19 protein-coding genes are annotated in these 16,928 nt (G+C 63.2%); 9 read left to right on the top strand and 10 right to left on the bottom strand.

Annotation, left to right across the window (positions count from 1 at the left end; genetic code table 11):
- Positions 1–18: 18 nt before the first annotated feature.
- Positions 19–798, bottom strand: a complete 780-nt coding sequence (gene gloB / locus CAF92_RS24705) for a hydroxyacylglutathione hydrolase (RefSeq protein ID WP_085602204.1) — start codon at positions 796–798, stop codon at positions 19–21.
- 85 nt (positions 799–883) lie between these two features.
- On the opposite strand from gloB, the gene CAF92_RS24700 reads away from it, so the two are divergent.
- The 4 genes from CAF92_RS24700 to CAF92_RS24685 all read left to right on the top strand — a co-directional run bounded on the left by CAF92_RS24700 (position 884) and on the right by CAF92_RS24685 (position 5,351).
- Positions 884–1,657 (top strand): class I SAM-dependent methyltransferase, encoded by a 774-nt coding sequence (locus CAF92_RS24700; RefSeq protein WP_025339935.1) that lies wholly within the window; start codon positions 884–886, stop codon positions 1,655–1,657.
- A 13-nt stretch (positions 1,658–1,670) separates the two neighbouring features.
- Positions 1,671–2,117 carry a ribonuclease HI gene (gene rnhA / locus CAF92_RS24695; RefSeq protein WP_003261021.1) on the top strand — a complete coding sequence of 149 codons (447 nt, stop codon included), beginning with the start codon at positions 1,671–1,673 and terminating at the stop codon, positions 2,115–2,117.
- 51 nt (positions 2,118–2,168) lie between these two features.
- The gene (gene dnaQ / locus CAF92_RS24690) at positions 2,169–2,927 is read left to right on the top strand and encodes a DNA polymerase III subunit epsilon (RefSeq protein ID WP_085602203.1); all 759 of its coding nucleotides are present in this window, start codon (positions 2,169–2,171) and stop codon (positions 2,925–2,927) included.
- 174 nt (positions 2,928–3,101) lie between these two features.
- On the top strand, positions 3,102–5,351 hold the full coding sequence (locus CAF92_RS24685) for an Orn/Lys/Arg decarboxylase N-terminal domain-containing protein (protein ID WP_085602210.1): 2,250 nt from the start codon (positions 3,102–3,104) through the stop codon (positions 5,349–5,351).
- Here the strand turns inward: CAF92_RS24685 and CAF92_RS24680 are convergent.
- Entirely contained in the window at positions 5,335–5,553 is a 219-nt protein-coding gene (locus tag CAF92_RS24680; RefSeq protein WP_003261019.1) for a hypothetical protein, read from the bottom strand. The two genes, CAF92_RS24685 and CAF92_RS24680, sit on opposite strands and share 17 nt — an antisense overlap.
- 157 nt (positions 5,554–5,710) lie before the next feature.
- Here CAF92_RS24680 and chrR point away from each other — a divergent pair, with 157 nt between their 5' ends.
- Positions 5,711–6,268 (top strand): class I chromate reductase ChrR, encoded by a 558-nt coding sequence (gene chrR, locus CAF92_RS24675; RefSeq protein ID WP_085602202.1) that lies wholly within the window; start codon positions 5,711–5,713, stop codon positions 6,266–6,268.
- 187 nt (positions 6,269–6,455) lie between these two features.
- On the opposite strand, the gene CAF92_RS24670 is transcribed toward chrR, so the two are convergent.
- Positions 6,456–8,522: a TonB-dependent receptor domain-containing protein gene (locus tag CAF92_RS24670; protein WP_085602201.1), complete on the bottom strand. Its 2,067-nt coding sequence runs from the start codon at positions 8,520–8,522 to the stop codon at positions 6,456–6,458.
- Between the two features lie 220 nt (positions 8,523–8,742).
- Here CAF92_RS24670 and CAF92_RS24665 point away from each other — a divergent pair, with 220 nt between their 5' ends.
- The 3 genes from CAF92_RS24665 to CAF92_RS24655 are packed head-to-tail and all read left to right on the top strand — an operon-like array spanning position 8,743 to position 9,705.
- On the top strand, positions 8,743–8,991 hold the full coding sequence (locus CAF92_RS24665) for a helix-turn-helix domain-containing protein (protein WP_046615584.1): 249 nt from the start codon (positions 8,743–8,745) through the stop codon (positions 8,989–8,991).
- Between the two features lie 11 nt (positions 8,992–9,002).
- Positions 9,003–9,350, top strand: coding sequence for a head completion/stabilization protein (locus tag CAF92_RS24660; protein WP_046615585.1), 348 nt, complete (start codon positions 9,003–9,005; stop codon positions 9,348–9,350).
- Entirely contained in the window at positions 9,343–9,705 is a 363-nt protein-coding gene (locus CAF92_RS24655) for a hypothetical protein (RefSeq protein ID WP_046615586.1), read from the top strand. Before CAF92_RS24660 ends, CAF92_RS24655 begins: the two co-directional genes overlap by 8 nt.
- On the opposite strand, the gene CAF92_RS24650 is transcribed toward CAF92_RS24655, so the two are convergent.
- The gene (locus tag CAF92_RS24650) at positions 9,702–10,094 is read right to left on the bottom strand and encodes a helix-turn-helix domain-containing protein (RefSeq protein WP_046615587.1); all 393 of its coding nucleotides are present in this window, start codon (positions 10,092–10,094) and stop codon (positions 9,702–9,704) included. The genes CAF92_RS24655 and CAF92_RS24650 overlap by 4 nt on opposite strands.
- Positions 10,095–10,294: 200 nt before the next feature.
- Between CAF92_RS24650 and CAF92_RS24645 the strand changes: the two genes are divergently transcribed.
- Entirely contained in the window at positions 10,295–10,558 is a 264-nt protein-coding gene (locus tag CAF92_RS24645) for an ogr/Delta-like zinc finger family protein (RefSeq protein ID WP_046615588.1), read from the top strand.
- Positions 10,559–10,637: 79 nt separating this feature from the next.
- Here CAF92_RS24645 and nuoN read toward each other — a convergent pair whose 3' ends face one another.
- From nuoN to nuoI, 6 genes are read right to left on the bottom strand one after another with little or no spacing between them, the layout of a single operon-like run.
- Positions 10,638–12,107 carry an NADH-quinone oxidoreductase subunit NuoN gene (nuoN, locus tag CAF92_RS24640; RefSeq protein WP_025339926.1) on the bottom strand — a complete coding sequence of 490 codons (1,470 nt, stop codon included), beginning with the start codon at positions 12,105–12,107 and terminating at the stop codon, positions 10,638–10,640.
- Positions 12,108–12,114: 7 nt separating this feature from the next.
- Entirely contained in the window at positions 12,115–13,647 is a 1,533-nt protein-coding gene (gene nuoM / locus CAF92_RS24635; RefSeq protein ID WP_046615589.1) for an NADH-quinone oxidoreductase subunit M, read from the bottom strand.
- 49 nt (positions 13,648–13,696) lie between these two features.
- Entirely contained in the window at positions 13,697–15,550 is a 1,854-nt protein-coding gene (gene nuoL / locus CAF92_RS24630) for an NADH-quinone oxidoreductase subunit L (RefSeq protein ID WP_046615590.1), read from the bottom strand.
- The gene (gene nuoK / locus CAF92_RS24625; protein WP_003251446.1) at positions 15,547–15,855 is read right to left on the bottom strand and encodes an NADH-quinone oxidoreductase subunit NuoK; all 309 of its coding nucleotides are present in this window, start codon (positions 15,853–15,855) and stop codon (positions 15,547–15,549) included. The genes nuoL and nuoK overlap by 4 nt, the downstream gene beginning before the upstream one ends.
- A 3-nt stretch (positions 15,856–15,858) precedes the next feature.
- A complete protein-coding gene (gene nuoJ / locus CAF92_RS24620) occupies positions 15,859–16,359 on the bottom strand; it encodes an NADH-quinone oxidoreductase subunit J (protein WP_003261007.1) in 501 nt (166 codons plus the stop codon).
- A gap of 10 nt (positions 16,360–16,369) precedes the next feature.
- The gene (gene nuoI, locus CAF92_RS24615) at positions 16,370–16,918 is read right to left on the bottom strand and encodes an NADH-quinone oxidoreductase subunit NuoI (protein WP_016488223.1); all 549 of its coding nucleotides are present in this window, start codon (positions 16,916–16,918) and stop codon (positions 16,370–16,372) included.
- Positions 16,919–16,928 lie beyond the last annotated feature (10 nt).

Genomic DNA, 16,928 nt, shown 5'->3' with positions numbered 1-16,928 from the left:
CGATATATCTTGAGGTTATCAGAAGGTGTCCTTCCAAGACCTCAAGGCAGCAAAAACAGCGACATGCGAGGGGTTTGAATGTCCCTTCCATTCGTCTGCTTTTTGTTTAACTAATGTTTCAGAGGTGCGCAGGAAGGGGTTGGTCAGGCGCTCCAGACCGATCGTTGATGGCAATGTGATGCGATTGTCGGCGCGCAAACGGGTAACGTCCTCGAACCGCCGCTGAACGTGCATGTTGTCAGGTTCCACCGCCTTGGCGAAACGCAGGTTGCTCAGTGTGTATTCGTGGGCGCAGTACACCTCGGTCTGCTCTGGAAGGGCTGCCAGGCGGGCGAGGGCAGGCTGCATCTGTTCGGGGGTGCCTTCGAACATGCGCCCGCAGCCGGCGGCGAACAGCGTGTCGCCACTGAACAGCACCGGCGTTGCCGGCTGGTCGCTGAACAAGGCGATATGCCCCAGGGTATGGCCGGGCACGGCCAGCACCTGGAAGGTCACGCCCAGCACGGTTACCTGGTCGCCTTCGTCCAGCGCCAGGTCACGGCAGGGAATGCGCTCGTGGGCCGGGCCGCATACCCGCGCGCCGGTCAGTTGCTTGAGCCGTTCCACGCCGCCGACGTGGTCGTTGTGGTGGTGGGTGACCAGGATGTCACTCAGTACCCAGCCAGGGTTGGCCGACAGCCAGCGTTCCACTGGGCCGGCGTCACCCGGATCGACCACCGCGCAGCGGCGTTTGGCAGTATCCTGTAACAACCAGATGTAGTTGTCGGAGAAAGCGGGGAGAGCATCGATCTGTATCATGGTGCGGATCCGATTCGCCTAGCGTGGCACATGAGGGCATCTTATCCGCGATGGCGCGGTGCGAGAACCTTCGAGGGAGAGCGCAATGACCGACCAAGCCTTTGCCCAGGCCGACCCGGACTGGGTCAAGCTGATCAGCCTGGCCCGTGAGTGGTTCAACGGCCCACTCGGCCAACTGATGCTCAAGGAGGAGGAAAAACTGCTGGAAGAAGAGCTCGGGCGCTTCTTCGGGGGTTACCTTGTGCACTACGGGCCCTGCGCCGAGCCGCCGCCCAGCGCGCCCCAGGTGCAGCGCAACGTGCGCCTCGGCGCGCCGCTGCCGGGGGTGGAGATCGTCTGCGAAGAGCAGGCATGGCCGCTGAGCGAGCACGCCGCCGACGTGGTGGTGCTGCAGCATGGCCTGGATTTCTGCCTTTCGCCCCACGGCCTGCTGCGCGAGGCGGCCAGCGCGGTGCGCCCTGGCGGGCACCTGCTCATCGTCGGGATAAACCCCTGGAGCAGTTGGGGCATGCGCCATTTCTTCAGCCACGGCGCCTTGCGCAAGGCCCGTTGCATCTCGCCGTCGCGGGTAGGCGACTGGCTCAACCTGCTGGGCTTCGCGCTGGAGAAACGCCGCTTCGGGTGCTATCGTCCGCCGCTTGCCTCACCGGCCTGGCAGCAGCGCCTGGCGGGTTGGGAACGGGTGGCCGGCGGCTGGCAGAGCTCCGGTGGCGGGGTATACCTGCTGGTAGCGCGCAAGATGGTGGTGGGGCTGCGGCCGTTGCGACAGGAGCGTCGCGAGCCGATGGGCAAGCTGCTGCCGCTGCCACTGGCCAAGGTCAACCGCACGGCGGCCAACCCGGATACTGAAAAGCACTGAACATGAGTGGTACATGAGCGAAAGCGTCGAGATGTTTACCGATGGTGCCTGCAAGGGCAACCCTGGCCCTGGCGGCTGGGGCGTCCTTATGATCTACAAGGGCGTCGAGAAGGAACTGTGGGGCGGCGAACGCGAAACCACCAACAACCGCATGGAGCTGATGGCCGCGATCCAGGGCTTGATGGCGCTGAAACGCGAATGCGAAGTGGTGCTGACCACCGACTCGCAGTACGTGATGAAGGGCATCAACGAATGGATGACCAACTGGAAGAAGCGCGGCTGGAAAACCGCGGCCAAGGAGCCGGTGAAGAATGCCGACCTGTGGCAGCAGCTGGATGAGCAGGTCAACCGCCACAAGGTGACCTGGAAGTGGGTGCGCGGGCATATCGGCCACCCCGGCAACGAACGTGCCGACCAGCTGGCCAACCGTGGGGTCGATGAGGTGCGCGCCAAGCGTTGAGCTGGGGTACAATTCCGGCCTTTGTAACTGATGCAAGTTGGAGCGCCCCGCGTGGAGCAGCAGCAAGATAAACGGTTCGTCATTCTCGATACCGAAACCACGGGTATGCCGGTTAGCGAAGGCCACCGGATCATCGAGATCGGCTGTGTCGAGGTCATCGGCCGGCGCCTGACCGGGCGGCACTTCCACGTCTACCTGCAGCCGGACCGCGAGAGTGACGAGGGCGCCATCAACGTCCACGGCATCACCGATGCCTTCCTGGTCGGCAAGCCGCGCTTTGCTGATGTTGCCGAAGAGTTCTTCGAGTTCATCCAGGGCGCCACCCTGGTCATCCATAACGCGGCGTTCGACGTTGGCTTCATCAACAACGAATTTGCCTTGCTGGGCCAGCAGGACCGCGCGGACATTTCGCAGCACTGCACCATCCTCGACACCCTGCTGCTGGCGCGCTCGCGCCACCCGGGGCAGCGCAACAGCCTGGATGCGCTGTGCAAACGCTACGACATCGACAACTCGGGCCGTGAACTGCACGGCGCATTGCTCGACTCGGAACTGTTGGCTGACGTCTACCTGGCAATGACCGGTGGCCAGACCAGCCTGTCGCTGGCCGGGCATGGCGCAGAGGCCGGGGATGAAGGGGCGGGTGCTGGTGGCAGCGAGATTCGCCGTATTACCGGGCGTGTGCCCGGGAGGGTGATCATGGCCAGTGCCGAGGAGCTGGAGGCGCATGCCGAGCGCCTGGCGGCCATTGCCAAGTCGGCGGGTGGGCCATCCATGTGGCAGGCTCTGACCGAGACACCTGCAGGCTAATCTTTCGCCTGCTCCGGCCACTTCGCGGGCTCGCCCGCTCCCACAGGTATTGCACAGGCCTTGAGCCTGTTGGGAATCCTGTGGGAGCGGGCAAGCCCGCGAAGAGGCAGGTCCTGACCACACAGGTTCTACTACCCTGAAATGGACGCCATGTCCTTCGGAGGTAGCCACCTGATGTACAAGGACCTCAAGTTCCCCATCCTCATCGTGCACCGCGCCATCAAGGCCGACAGCGTTGCTGGCGAGCGTGTGCGGGGCATCGCCGAGGAACTGCGCCAGGACGGCTTTGCCATCCTCGCCGCCGCCGACCATGCCGAGGCCTGCCTGGTCGCCGCCACCCACCATGGCCTGGCCTGCATGCTGATTGCCGCCGAGGGCGTCGGCGAGAATACCCACCTGCTGCAGAACATGGCCGAGCTGATCCGCCTGGCCCGCCTGCGTGCCCCCAACCTGCCGATTTTCGCCCTGGGCGAACAGGTAACCCTGGAGAACGCCCCTGCCGAAGCCATGAGTGAGCTCAACCAGCTGCGCGGCATTCTTTACCTGTTCGAAGACACCGTACCGTTTCTCGCTCGCCAGGTGGCGCGTGCCGCACATATCTACCTCGACGGCCTGCTGCCGCCGTTCTTCAAGGCCCTGGTGCAGCACACCGCGCAGTCCAACTATTCCTGGCACACCCCGGGCCACGGTGGCGGCGTGGCCTATCGCAAAAGCCCGGTGGGCCAGGCCTTTCACCAGTTCTTCGGGGAAAACACCCTGCGCTCGGACTTGTCCGTTTCCGTGCCGGAGCTGGGCTCGCTGCTCGATCACACCGGCCCCTTGGCCGAAGCCGAAGCCAGGGCCGCGCGCAACTTTGGCGCCGACCACACCTTCTTCGTGATCAATGGCACCTCCACGGCCAACAAGATCGTCTGGCACGCCATGGTTGGCCGCGACGACCTGGTGCTGGTGGACCGCAACTGCCACAAGTCGGTGGTGCACGCGATCATCATGACCGGTGCCATTCCCCTCTATCTTTGCCCGGAGCGCAACGAGCTCGGCATCATCGGCCCGATCCCGCTCAGCGAGTTCAGCGCCGAGGCGATCCAGGCGAAGATCCAGGCCAACCCTCTCGCCCGTGATCGCGGGCAGCGCATCAAGCTGGCGGTGGTGACAAACTCCACCTACGACGGCCTGTGCTACCACGCCGGGCTGATCAAGCAGACCCTGGGTGCCAGTGTCGAGGTGCTGCACTTCGACGAGGCCTGGTTCGCCTATGCAGCCTTCCACGACTTCTTCACCGGGCGCCATGCCATGGGCACGGCCTGCGTGGCAGACAGCCCGCTGGTGTTCAGCACCCATTCCACCCACAAGCTGTTGGCCGCGTTCAGCCAGGCCTCGATGATTCATGTGCAGGACGGGGCCAGGCGCCAGTTGGACCGTGACCGCTTCAACGAAGCGTTCATGATGCACATCTCGACCTCGCCGCAGTACAGCATCCTCGCTTCGCTGGACGTGGCCTCGACCATGATGGAAGGGCCGGCCGGGCGTTCGCTGCTGCAAGAAATGTTCGACGAGGCGCTGAGCTTTCGCCGTGCCCTGGCCAACCTGCGCGAGCACATCGCTGCGGACGACTGGTGGTTCAGCATCTGGCAGCCGCCGAGCGCCGAAGGCATCCACCGCCTGGCCGCGCAGGACTGGCTGCTGCAGCCGGGGGCGGAGTGGCATGGCTTTGGCGAAGTGGCGGACGACTATGTGCTGCTCGACCCTTTGAAGGTGACCCTGGTAATGCCGGGCCTGAGCGCGGGCGGTGCGCTGGGGGAGCATGGCATCCCGGCGGCGGTGGTCAGCAAGTTCCTCTGGGAGCGGGGGCTGGTGGTGGAGAAAACCGGCCTGTACAGCTTTCTGGTGCTGTTCTCCATGGGCATCACCAAGGGCAAATGGAGCACCTTGCTTACCGAATTGCTGGAGTTCAAGCGCCACTATGACGGCAATACCGCCCTGAGCGACTGCCTGCCGAGCGTGGTGGCGGCCGATGCCTCACGCTACTTGGGCATGGGCCTGCGCGACCTGTGCGACCAGTTGCATGGCTGCTACCGCGCCAATGCCACGGCCAAGCAGCTGAAGCGGCTGTTCACGCGCTTGCCAGAGGTGGCCGTGAGCCCGGCCCGGGCCTATGACCAGATGGTGCGCGGTGAGGTGGAGGCGGTGCCGATCGAGGCGCTGCTGGGGCGGGTGGCGGCGGTTATGCTGGTGCCGTACCCACCTGGTATTCCGTTGATCATGCCAGGGGAGCGGTTCACCGAGGCGACCCGCTCGATAATCGATTACCTGGCCTTTGCCCGGGCGTTCAACCAAGGCTTCCCTGGTTTCGTCGCCGACGTGCACGGCCTGCAGAACGAAAGCGGCTGCTACACGGTGGATTGCATCAAGGAATGCGAATGATCTCGACGCCGCTGCGCGCCAGTTCGAAGCGGTTTTCACCCAGGTGGTTGACCTTGTCGCCGATGGCCAGGCGATAGGTGGTGATGGGGGCGCCCAGCGTGCTGCCGTCGGTTTGCAGGGTCGACTCCTGGAACTCGTGCACGGGGTAGATGCGGCCTTCGGCGTCACGGGCGTGGAATTGGCCGACCATTACTGCTGCCATTTGGGTGGAAACCTCTGAATTACGTGAGAAATGTCTGCAGGCATAGACCGTGCAACAGCGTCGGAAGTTTTCGCCCCGCGGAAAAAAAACCAAAGCGCCGAGGAACGGTCATCTATAACTACAACGTCTCTTTACCCAGCAGAGGTTGGAAATTGCCATGAGCCAGGTGTATTCGGTAGCAGTGGTCGTCGGTAGCTTGCGCAAGGAGTCCTACAACCGCAAGGTCGCCCGCGCACTCTCAGAGCTGGCGCCGTCCAGCCTTGCCCTGAAGATCGTCGAGATTGGCGATTTGCCATTGTACAACGAGGATATCGAGGCCGACGCGCCGGACGCGTGGAAGCGTTTTCGCGACGAGATCCGCCGCAGTGATGCGGTGCTGTTCGTTACCCCGGAGTACAACCGCTCGGTGCCTGGCGGCCTGAAGAATGCCATCGATGTGGGCTCGCGGCCCTACGGGCAAAGCGCCTGGAGTGGCAAGCCGACGGCGGTGGTCAGTGTGTCGCCGGGGGCCATTGGTGGCTTTGGCGCCAACCATGCCGTGCGCCAGTCGCTGGTGTTTCTGGACATGCCGTGCATGCAGATGCCCGAGGCCTACATCGGCGGCGCGGCGAGCCTGTTCGAGGATTCGGGCAAGCTCAACGACAAGACCCGGCCGTTCTTGCAGGCGTTCATTGACAAGTTCGCTTCCTGGGTGAAGTTGAACAGGGCGGTTTGAGGCCTGTTCATTCGGTGTCAGCTTTCAAAAGGGGCTGCTGCGCAGCCCATCGCCGGCAAGCCAGCTCCCACACCGACCGGGTTGGCTCTGGAGATTTGCTTCTTCAGGAATTCACATGGATTGAGAACGATGCGGTCGGTGTGGGAGCTGGCTTGCCGGCGATGGGCCGCACAGTGGCCCCAGCGGATTAGCGGAAGCTGTAGGAAACCCCGGCATACACGCCAAAGCCTTCGCCCGGCGTCGAACGGGCCTCATCCTTTCCTGCATCGTTGTAGCCAGGTGTCACCGTCGCCGCATAACGCTTGTTGGTGAGGTTGCGCAGGTCCAGCCAGGTCTGCCAGTCCTGCTTCGGTGAGTCCCAGCCCAGGCGTGCGCCGAGCAAGGCATATTCATCGGCGTGGTAACTATTAGCGTAGTCCACCTGCACCTTCGACGCCATCTGCGTGTTCACCCCTGCATAGAAGCCGTTCGGCCAGTCATAGCGCAGCTCGGCCTGGTAGTAGTGCATGGGGATGCCCGGCAGGCGGTTGTCGCCGAACTTGTCGTCATCGCGGTAGTGGAAGTCACTGAAGGTATAGGCCTGACGCAGGCTGAGCTTGCCAGTACCGGCGCGTTCCCACAGGGTACTGTCGAGGCCTGCCTCCACACCCTGGTGCACGGTGGGGCTGGCGTTGAATTCCTTGGCCGGAGCGCCTTGCACGATCTCCACCGCCAGCAATTCATGGCGAACCTGCGAGTAGTACCACGCCAGGTCCCAATGCCCCAATGCCGATTCGCCGCGTGCGCCCAATTCCAGTGTGGTGGCCGTCTGGTTTTGCATTTCGATCGGTTGATTGGCTGTGGGCGCACTCCAGATCAGGGCCCAGGGATGGGGTGGTTCGACCGAGCGGCTCAGGTTGCCGTACACCTGCAGGTCCGGGCTGATGTCATATCGCAGCCCCAGGCGTGGTGCATAGTCCCAGTCATGCTGGCTCACTTTGCCGCCCCCGGCAGGGTGGTAAGTGACATCACTTTCACGGCGGGTATAGATCATCGCCAGGCCAGTGGTCAGCCACAGGTTCGGTACCAGCTCCAGGTCATTGCCCACATGTAGCACGGTGTCCGAACCCTGGTAGCTGAAGTCGCGGGTGCGCTCACCGAACACGTCGCCATTGCGGGTGAACTGCGAAGCACCGCTGTTGGGCAGGTGCTTGGTGGTGCGCCAGCCGATGGTGGTCTTGCTCTCGTGGCCGAACAGGGTGTCGCGGCGGAAGTAGTTCAAGGTGCCGCTCACATCGGTATAGGCCACCTTCAGGCGCATTGGGCCTTCGCGCAGGTCCATCGGGTAGTCGTGGTAGACCAGGCCGGCTTCCAGCCGCGCATCGTCGTCGAGGTAGAAGGTGGTCTTGTTGCCCGCCCAGGTGCTGCCCGGTTGCGGGCGGCTGTCGTCGCGGGCCAGGTAGGCCGGGTTGGCCGCGCGGGGGTGGTGCTTGATCTGATCCTTGGTCAGGCGCCCGGCCAATTCGTTCTCGGTTTCCCGATAGCGCAGGTAGAAGCGGGTTTCCAGGTTCGGGTTGAAGCGGTAGCCGATGTTGGCGGCAACGCCCTTGGCGCTGCCGCTGCTGTGCGCCTGGTAGCCGTCATATTCCGAATCGGTCAGGGCCACGTAGTAGTCGAGGTTGCCCAGCACCTGTCCCGAGCTGATGTGCCGATGCTGGTAGCCGCGGCTGCCGACTTCGTAGCGCACCTGCAGCGGTGCGGCGTCGTAGCCGGTGTGGGTGACGTAGTTGATTGCACCGCCAAGGGCGAGGGCACCCTGGTCGAAGCCGTTGGCACCGCGCAGCACTTCGGCACGGCTCAGCCACAGCGGCTCGAACAGCTCGTAGGGCGTACCGCCCGGGCCGGTCAGCGGCAGGCCGTCGAACATCGTGTACACCCCGGAACCGTGGGCCCCAGGTGCGCGGTTGATGCCCGAACCGCGGATCGAAAGCTTGATGCCATCGTTGCCTGCCGATTGGGCGAATACTCCGGGCTGGTAGGCAAGTACATCCTGGTTGCTGGCAACCCGGCCTTGCCCGACACGCTGCATGTCCACCAGGTTGCTGGCGCCCGGTACTTCGTGCAGGCGTTCGCTGGCTGCGGTCAGGTCGTTCTGCTCCTCATCGGTGATCAGCACCTGGCCCAACTCGACCGAAGGTGCCGCCAGGGCGGGCTGGGAGGCAGCGAAAGCAGCCAGCAGGCCGAGGCAGGATGGCGGGGGCAAAACGCAACGCATTGTACGACTCCAGGCGAAAGGCGATTGGACAACGGCGTTGAGACGAGCGAAATGCCGCTTGGAGCACGAGGAAAGTCGACAAATATCGCGCAACCTTCGTCAGACGGTTTTGTACGAAAGTTCTTTACAAGCCGTAGCGATGGAGCAGAGCGACCTGCGCTTCGTAAGGTGATTGCAGACCGGCAGCGATGCCTCGCTCAATCACCCGTGGAGTTCAAACATGACTGACAACGCACGACACTCGCAGCAACCCCTGGTGGACGCCCCGGTTCGCCTGACGCCACGTGAACGGCAAGTACTGTTGTGGTGTGCCTACGGCAAGAGCTCGTGGGAGATTGGCCAGATCCTTGAGTGCAAGGAATCGACAGTGAACTTCCATGTGTCGAACATCCTGCGCAAGTTCGACGTGCCCACGCGGGTGGCTGCGGTGATCAAGGCCATTCGCTACGGCATGCTGGCCGAGCAGTGAGGGGGTGAAGCATGGGCAACGATCCTCGGTTACCCCGTTTTGCCGATTGCCATGACCCATTCTGGCCACGGGTGGACCTCGGCAGGCTGCGTGAGCGCCTGAACCTGCAGCGGCCTGTCAGTGAGGCTGCGCTGGAAGTGGCCGCACGCTGCGCCGCCATCGACGCGGCACGCGAATTCGCGCGCTGGCGGGCGGTGTTGCGAGAACGGGGCTACAAGCGCCTCGAGGATGTGGCCGGGCATGACCATGGGCGTGCATTGCGGGTGTGCTACATCCGCTTTGTCGAAGCAGCGGTCATGCATAACCTGGGCTCGGCGGGCTACCTGGCCGCTGCACACCGAGGGGCTGCCCATGACTGAAGAATCTGTTTTCGACAGCCTGGCCCGGGCGCTGGTTGAGTTGCTGGGCGTGGATGGCAACGTATTGTTCGCCGCGCTGCTGGGGGCTTTGCTGGTGAGCGCGGCGCGCGACCGGTTGATCACCAACAAGGCCAGGCGCCTGACACTGGGCAAGAAACTTTTGCTGGTGTTCGTGACCGTGGGGGTGGGCCACCTGTTCGAGCCGCTGGTTTCGTCACTGGTGCCCTTGCTGAGCCGCGGCATGGCGGGGTTCGTGGCTGCCGTGGTGGTGATCCCCATCAGCCTCAAGGTGATGGTCTGGCTGGATACGCTGGACCCGCGCGAACTTATCCAGCGCTGGCGCCGCCGGGGCTAGCCGCTGGCGGTATTGGGCGAGCGACTGGTCAGCGCGCTCAATTGCCGTTCCAGCTGCTGGATGCGCTGTTTGTCCTGGACCAGCAGGAGAACGGCCTGGCGATCGGCAAGCGACAGGGTGCGCAGGCGCGCGAGCATGTCCTGTTCCCAGCCTTCGTTGTCCAGGCCTGCGCGATTTCGTTCGGGCTCACCCAGCAGAAGCCAGTCCAGTGAGCATGCATACTGCCTGGCGATGTCTATGCAAAGTGAATAAGGAATGCTGTCGCGCACCTTCCAGCTGCTCAATGTCTGCGGGCTGATCGAAAGCGCTCTGGACAGCTCGGCGTCAGATTCCGTAGCGGTCAGAAGCTTCAGTCTGGTCAGAACCGAAGCAAGTACTTGGGTACTCATAACAAATATCCATGACTGGTTTAATGATATTCCATGGGCTTAAACTACTCGTTATGAATACAGCCCTGCGTTTTAAGGAGCATTCCTGCAATGAGAAGCATCAAACTGAAGAATACACCTATACATGCAGCCAATACTGACAAAACCGGAAGACTATTCTCACAGAGGGTAAGCCTGAACAATGCTTGCAGGTACTTGCCGTGAGTACATACAAGCTGGTTTGCCCGCATTGCCACAGCCGGATGCGCATACGCACCAGTGAAGGGCGTCATATTTTCCTGCGGATCGCCTATTTGCAATGCACCAACGAGGCATGTGGCTGGTCGGTGCGCGCCGAGTTTGAAATGACCCATGAACTCTCGCCCAGCGGCATGCCCAACCCGGAAGTGTACCTGCCCTCTGCCAATGGTGATTTACGCAAGGCAGCGCTGCCGGGGGCCGTCCAGGACAAATCTGATGAATGAGCCTTCAAGCTCACGGATGAAAAGCGCGCAGATAAAAAAACACCCCGCATGAGCGGGGTGTCTTGTCTTGCCAGGGCGATCAGCCGATCAGTTGCAGGCCGGCTTGCTGAACCATTTCCAGCAGCGGTTGCGGGTACACACCCAGCACGAACGCGAGAATGGCGATGGCCAGCAGCATGACGCCACCGGTGCGCTGTTCCCACTTCAGCGGAGCGTCGTGACGACGCAGGTTCGGCTCGACCAGGTACAGGGTGACCATGACGCGCAGGTAGTAGTAGACGCCGATGGCACTACCGATCACCAGGGCACCGACCAGCCACCACAGGTGCGACTCGACGCCGGTGGCGATGATGTAGAACTTGCCGATGAAGCCGGCGGTCAGCGGAATGCCCGCCAGCGACAGCATCATCACGGTCAGCACCGCAGTCAGGTACGGACGGCGCCAGAACAGGCCGCGGTACTCGTACAGTGCATCGGCGTCACGGCCGCCGTAAGGCGAGGACATCAGGGTGATGACGCCGAAGGCGCCCAGGCTGGTGATCACGTAGGTGACCAGGTACACGCCCATGGCTTCCAGGGCCAGGCCCTTGCTGGCGACCAGGGCGATGACCAGGTAACCGAAGTGGGCGATGGACGAATAACCCAGCAGGCGCTTGAGGTTGCTCTGGGTCAGTGCCAGCAGGTTGCCGATCAGGATCGAGGCCACGGCAATCACCGCCAGTACGGTGCTCAGCACGCCGCTGCTGGCAGCAGGGGAGAGCATGAACAGGCGCACGACAACGGCGAACACCGCAACCTTGCTGGCGGTGGCCAGGAAGGCGGCGACCGGTGCCGGGGCGCCTTCGTACACGTCCGGGGTCCACAGGTGGAACGGTACCAGCGACAGCTTGAAGGCCAGGCCGACCAGCATCATGCCCAGGCCCAGCTGGGCCACCAGGCTTGGCATGCTGGTGGCGGCCAGGGCCTTGCCGATCTGGTCGAAGCTCAGGCTGCCGGCGTCGGCGTACAGCAGGGCCATGCCGAACAGCAGGAAGGCCGAGCCTGCGGCCGACAGCACCATGTACTTGATGCCGGCTTCCAGCGAGCGCTTGTTGAAGAAGGCATACGCCACCAGGCCGTAGACCGGTACCGACAGCAGCTCCAGGCCGATGAACAGGCCGGCCAGGTGGTTGGCGCTGACCAGCACCAGGCCACCGAGAGCCGACATCAGCAGCAGCAGGTACAGTTCTTCACGGTTGCCCGGGAAGCCCTTGGAGCCTTCGCCGAGGTAGGCGTGGGCGAGGGTGACGCAGGCCAGCGTCGCCACCAGGATGATCGCCATGTACAGGCAGGCGAACTTGTCGATGGTGATCAGCGGGGTGACCGCCAGCGGCGCAACCTTCAGCGCCGGAAGGATCGACAGCAGGGCCAGGTTGAGGCCCACGGTGGACAGCAGGAAGGTCTGCGAGTGGTTGCGCTTCCAGGCGATCGCCAGCATCACCACCACTGTGGTGATGGTGGTGATCAGCATCGGCGCCAATGCGATGAAGTGTTGAGTGGTGAATTCCATAGCGCTCTTACCGGGCCGAAGCGAGTTGAGTGAAAGCGGAACCGAGCCACTGCTGCACACCACTCATGGTGGCGGCAGAGGTGTCGAGGAACGGCTGCGGATACACGCCCAGCAGGATCAGCAGTACCGCCAGGCCCAGGACCATGATCAGCTCGCGACCGTCCATGCCGGCCAGCACGGTATCGGTCTTGGCCGGACCGAAGTAGGCGCGGTGGATCATGATCAGCGAGTACACCGAACCGAACACCAGGCCAGTGGTGGCGATCACGGTGATCCACGGCACGCTGGCGAAGCTGCCGATCAGGATCAGGAACTCGCCGACGAAGTTGCCGGTACCGGGCAGGCCCAGGGAGGCGGCTGCGAAGAACAGGCTGATGGCCGGCAGGTAGGCGATGCGGTGCCACAGGCCACCCATCTGGCGCATGTCGCGGGTGTGCAGGCGCTCGTACAGCTGGCCGGCCAGGATGAACAGCGCGGCAGCGGACAGGCCGTGGGCCAGCATCTGGATCACCGCGCCTTGCAGGGCCTGCTGGCTGCCGGAGTAGATACCGATCAGTACGAAGCCCATGTGCGAGACGCTGGAGAAGGCGACCAGGCGCTTGATGTCGGTTTGCGCAAAGGCCAGGAAGGCACCGTAGAAGATACCGATCAGGCCCAGGGTCATGGCGATTGGCGCGAACTCGGCCGAAGCGTTCGGGAACAGCGGCAGGGCAAAGCGCAGCAGGCCGTAGGCCGCAGTCTTCAACAAGATACCGGCCAGGTCCACGGAGCCTGCGGTCGGCGCCTGGGCGTGAGCGTCAGGCAGCCAGGAGTGGAACGGTACCACCGGCAGCTTCACCGCGAAGGCGATGAAGAAGCCCAGCATCAGCAGGTATTCGGTACCGGCTGGCAGTTCGGCCTTGAGCAGGTCGCTGTAGTTGAAGGTGATCACGCCGGTGTTGGTGTAGTTGACCAGCACCAGGCCGAGAATCGCCACCAACATGATCAGGCCGCTGGCCTGGGTGAAGATGAAGAACTTGGTCGCCGCGTAGATCCGGGTCTTCTTGCCGTCCGCGGAGCTGTGACCCCAGAGCGCGATGAGGAAGTACATCGGCACCAGCATCATTTCCCAGAAGAAGAAGAACAGGAACAGGTCCAGGGCAAGGAACACACCGACCACGCCGCCGAGAATCCACATCAGGTTGAGGTGGAAGAAGCCGACGTGACGCTGGATCTCTTTCCAGGAGCACAGTACTGACAGCACACCGAGCAGGCCGGTGAGCAGGATCATCAGCAGCGACAGGCCGTCGAGGGCCAGGTGGATGCTGATGCCGAAGCGCTGGATCCACTGGACTTTGTATTCCAGGGCCCAGGCAGGCTCGGCGCCCGGAGCGGGGGCCAGGGTGTAGTCGCCGTTACCCCACAGCCACAGGCCGATGCCGAGCAGCAGGGACATGGTCAGCAGCGCGATCCAGCGCGGCAGGGTGGCGCCGAAGCGCTCACCCAGCCAGCACAGGAAGCCGCCGATGAAGGGGATCAGGATCAGCCAAGGCAAAATCATGACGGGTTCGTTTCCTTTTGCAGGGTCGCAAGGTTCGCAAGGTTCATGGTCATACCGCGGCCACTACCACAGCGCCGAGTACCAGCACTGCGCCAACGGCGATCGAAGCGGTGTACCAGCGCAGCTGGCCGGTCTCGGTCTTGCTCATGGCGACGTGGCCGCCGCGAGCCAGGCGAGGGATCAGGCCGATGCTGCGGTCAACCGGGTCCTTGCGCAGGATGTGGCTGATCAGCAGGTAAGGTTTGACGAACAGCTTGTCGTAGATCCAGTCGAAGCCCCAGGCGGCGAACCACCAGGCCGACAGGACACGGCCGATACCGCTGTTGGCGATGGCGCTGACGAAGCGGCGCTTGCCCAGGAACAGCAGGGCCGACAGCAGGATACCGGCGATGGCGATGGCGCCCGAAGTGAGCTCCAGCGCGTGCTTGGCTTCGCCACCAGCGTGGCCGGCGCTTTCAGGCAACACACCTGCCAGCGGCGGGGTGATCCAGGCGCCGACGAAGGTCGACAGCACGATCAGCACGCCCAGCGGCAGCCAGTGGCTGATGCCGTGGCCAGCGTGGGCTTCGGTCTTGGCTTCGCCGTGGAAGGCGATGAAGATCAGGCGGAAGGTGTACAGCGAGGTCATGAACGCACCGACCAGGCCGGCATACAGCAGGCCGGTGTTGCCACTGGCGAAGGCTTCCCAGAGGATCTCGTCCTTGGAGTAGAAGCCCACGGTCACGATCGGCAGGGCAGCCAGGGCAGCGCCACCGACCACGAAGCTGGCGTAGGCCAGCGGCAATTTCTTCCACAGGCCACCCATCTTGAAGATGTCCTGCTCGTGGTGGCAGGCAACGATCACCGCACCGGAGGCAAGGAACAGCAGGGCCTTGAAGAAGGCGTGGGTCATCAGGTGGAAGATCGCCGCGTCCCAGGCGCCAACGCCCAGGGCCAGGAACATGTAGCCGATCTGGCTCATTGTCGAGTAGGCGAGGATACGCTTGATGTCGGTCTGCACCAGCGCGGCGAAGCCGGCCAGTACCAGGGTCACGCCACCGACCACGCCTACCAGGTGCAGGATGTCCGGTGCCAGCAGGAACAGGCCGTTGGTACGAGCGATCAGGTACACGCCCGCGGTCACCATGGTTGCCGCGTGGATCAGTGCGGAGACCGGAGTTGGGCCGGCCATCGCGTCGGCCAGCCAGGTCTGCAGTGGCAGCTGGGCCGATTTACCGACCGCACCACCCAGCAGCATCAGGGTTGCCAGCACCATCCAGGTGTCGCCAGCCTGGAACTTCTGCGGTGCCAGCACCAGCAGTTCCTGCACGTTCAGGGTACCCAGCTGGACGAACAGGATGAACAGGCCGATGGCCATGAACACGTCGCCGATGCGGGTGACGATGAATGCCTTGAGTGCCGCGTTACCGTTGTTGCGGTTGCTGTAGTAGAAACCGATCAACAGGTACGAGCACAGGCCCACGCCTTCCCAGCCAAAGTAGATGAACAGCAGGTTGTCGCCCAGCACCAGGAACAGCATGCTGGCGATGAACAGGTTGGTGTACGCGAAGAAACGCGAGTAGCCGGCTTCGCCACGCATGTACCAGGAGGCGAACAGGTGGATCAGGAAGCCGACACCGGTGACCACGCCGAGCATGGTGACCGACAGGCCGTCCAGGTACAGGGTGAAGTTCGGCGCGAAGCCGTCCACCGACATCCACTGCCACAGCAGCTGGCTGTACGCGCCGCCTTCAGGCGGGGCGACGTTGAATTGCCAGATGACGTAGGCGGCAACGGCGGCCGAAAGGCCTACCGAGCCGACGCCGATCAGGGCGGAAAGGTTCTCCGAGAACCGCCCGCGCGAGAACGACAGCAGCAGGAAGCCGACGAGGGGGAAGACGAAAGTCAGGAAGAGAAGGTTCATCCGCGCATCTCACTGGCAGCATCGATGTCGAGAGTGTGGAAGCGGCGATACAGCTGCAGCAGGATGGCCAAGCCAATACTGGCTTCGGCGGCTGCCAGGCTGATCACCAGAATGAACATCACCTGGCCGTCGGGCTGGACCCAACGGGCACCGGCGACGACGAACGCCAGGGCAGAGGCGTTCATCATGACTTCCAGGCTCATGAGCACGAAGAGGATGTTGCGGCGGACCATCAGGCCAACCAGACCTAAGCAGAACAGGATGCCGGCGACCGCCAGACCATGCTCGAGAGGGATAGCACCCATGATTTACTCCTTCGCCTCGTTGCGGCCCAGGTGGAAGGCGGTGACGGCCGCGGCCAGCAGCAGCATCGAAGCCAGTTCGACCACCAGCAGGTAAGGGCCGAACAGGCTGATGCCGACTTCTTTCGGGCCCACGGTGGTACCGCTGATGCCGGCGCCGCTCGGGGTGACGAACAGCACGTACAGCAGCTCCAGCAGCAGCAGGGCGGCGAGGATCACCGGCCCGGCCCAGATGCCGGGCTTGAGCCAGCCCCGCTCCTGGGCGACCGAAGCCGGCCCGAGGTTGAGCATCATCACCACGAACACGAACAGCACCATGATGGCGCCGGCGTAGGCGATCACTTCCAGGGCGCCGGCGAACGGCGCACCCAGGGCGAAGAAGATCATGGCCACGGAAATCAGCGAAATGATCAGGTAAAGCAAGGCGTGCACAGGGTTGGTGCCGGTCACCACCCGAAGGGTGGAGACCACGGCGATCCCGGATGCGAAGTAGAAAGCGAATTCCATCTTTCTGTCCTTATGGGAGCAAGCTCTTCACGTTGATCGGCTCGGCTTCGTTCTGCGCAGCGCCCTTCGGCTTGCCAGCGATTGCCATACCCGCAACACGGTAGAAGTTGTAGTCAGGGTTCTTGCCGGGGCCGGAGATCAGCAGATCTTCTTTCTCGTACACCAGGTCCTGACGCTTGAACTCGGCCATTTCGAAATCCGGAGTCAGCTGGATCGCGGTGGTCGGGCACGCTTCTTCACACAGGCCGCAGAAGATGCAGCGCGAGAAGTTGATGCGGAAGAACTCCGGGTACCAGCGGCCGTCCTCGGTCTCGGCCTTCTGCAGCGAGATGCAGCCGACCGGGCAGGCCACCGCGCAGAGGTTGCACGCTACGCAGCGCTCCTCGCCGTCGGGGTCGCGGGTGAGGACGATGCGGCCGCGGTAGCGCGGCGGCAGGTACACGGGTTCTTCGGGATACTGCAGGGTGTCGCGCTTGCGGAACCCGTGGGAGAACACCATTGCCAGGCTGCGCAGCTGGGTGCCGGTGCCCTTAACGATGTCGCCGATATACTTGAACATGGGTCAAATC

It is taken from the genome of Pseudomonas sp. B10(2017) (genome assembly GCF_002113295.1).
Taxonomy (GTDB): domain Bacteria; phylum Pseudomonadota; class Gammaproteobacteria; order Pseudomonadales; family Pseudomonadaceae; genus Aquipseudomonas; species Aquipseudomonas pudica.
Note: the sequence above shows the minus strand (reverse complement) of the source record. Positions and strands in the feature narration are given on the sequence as shown.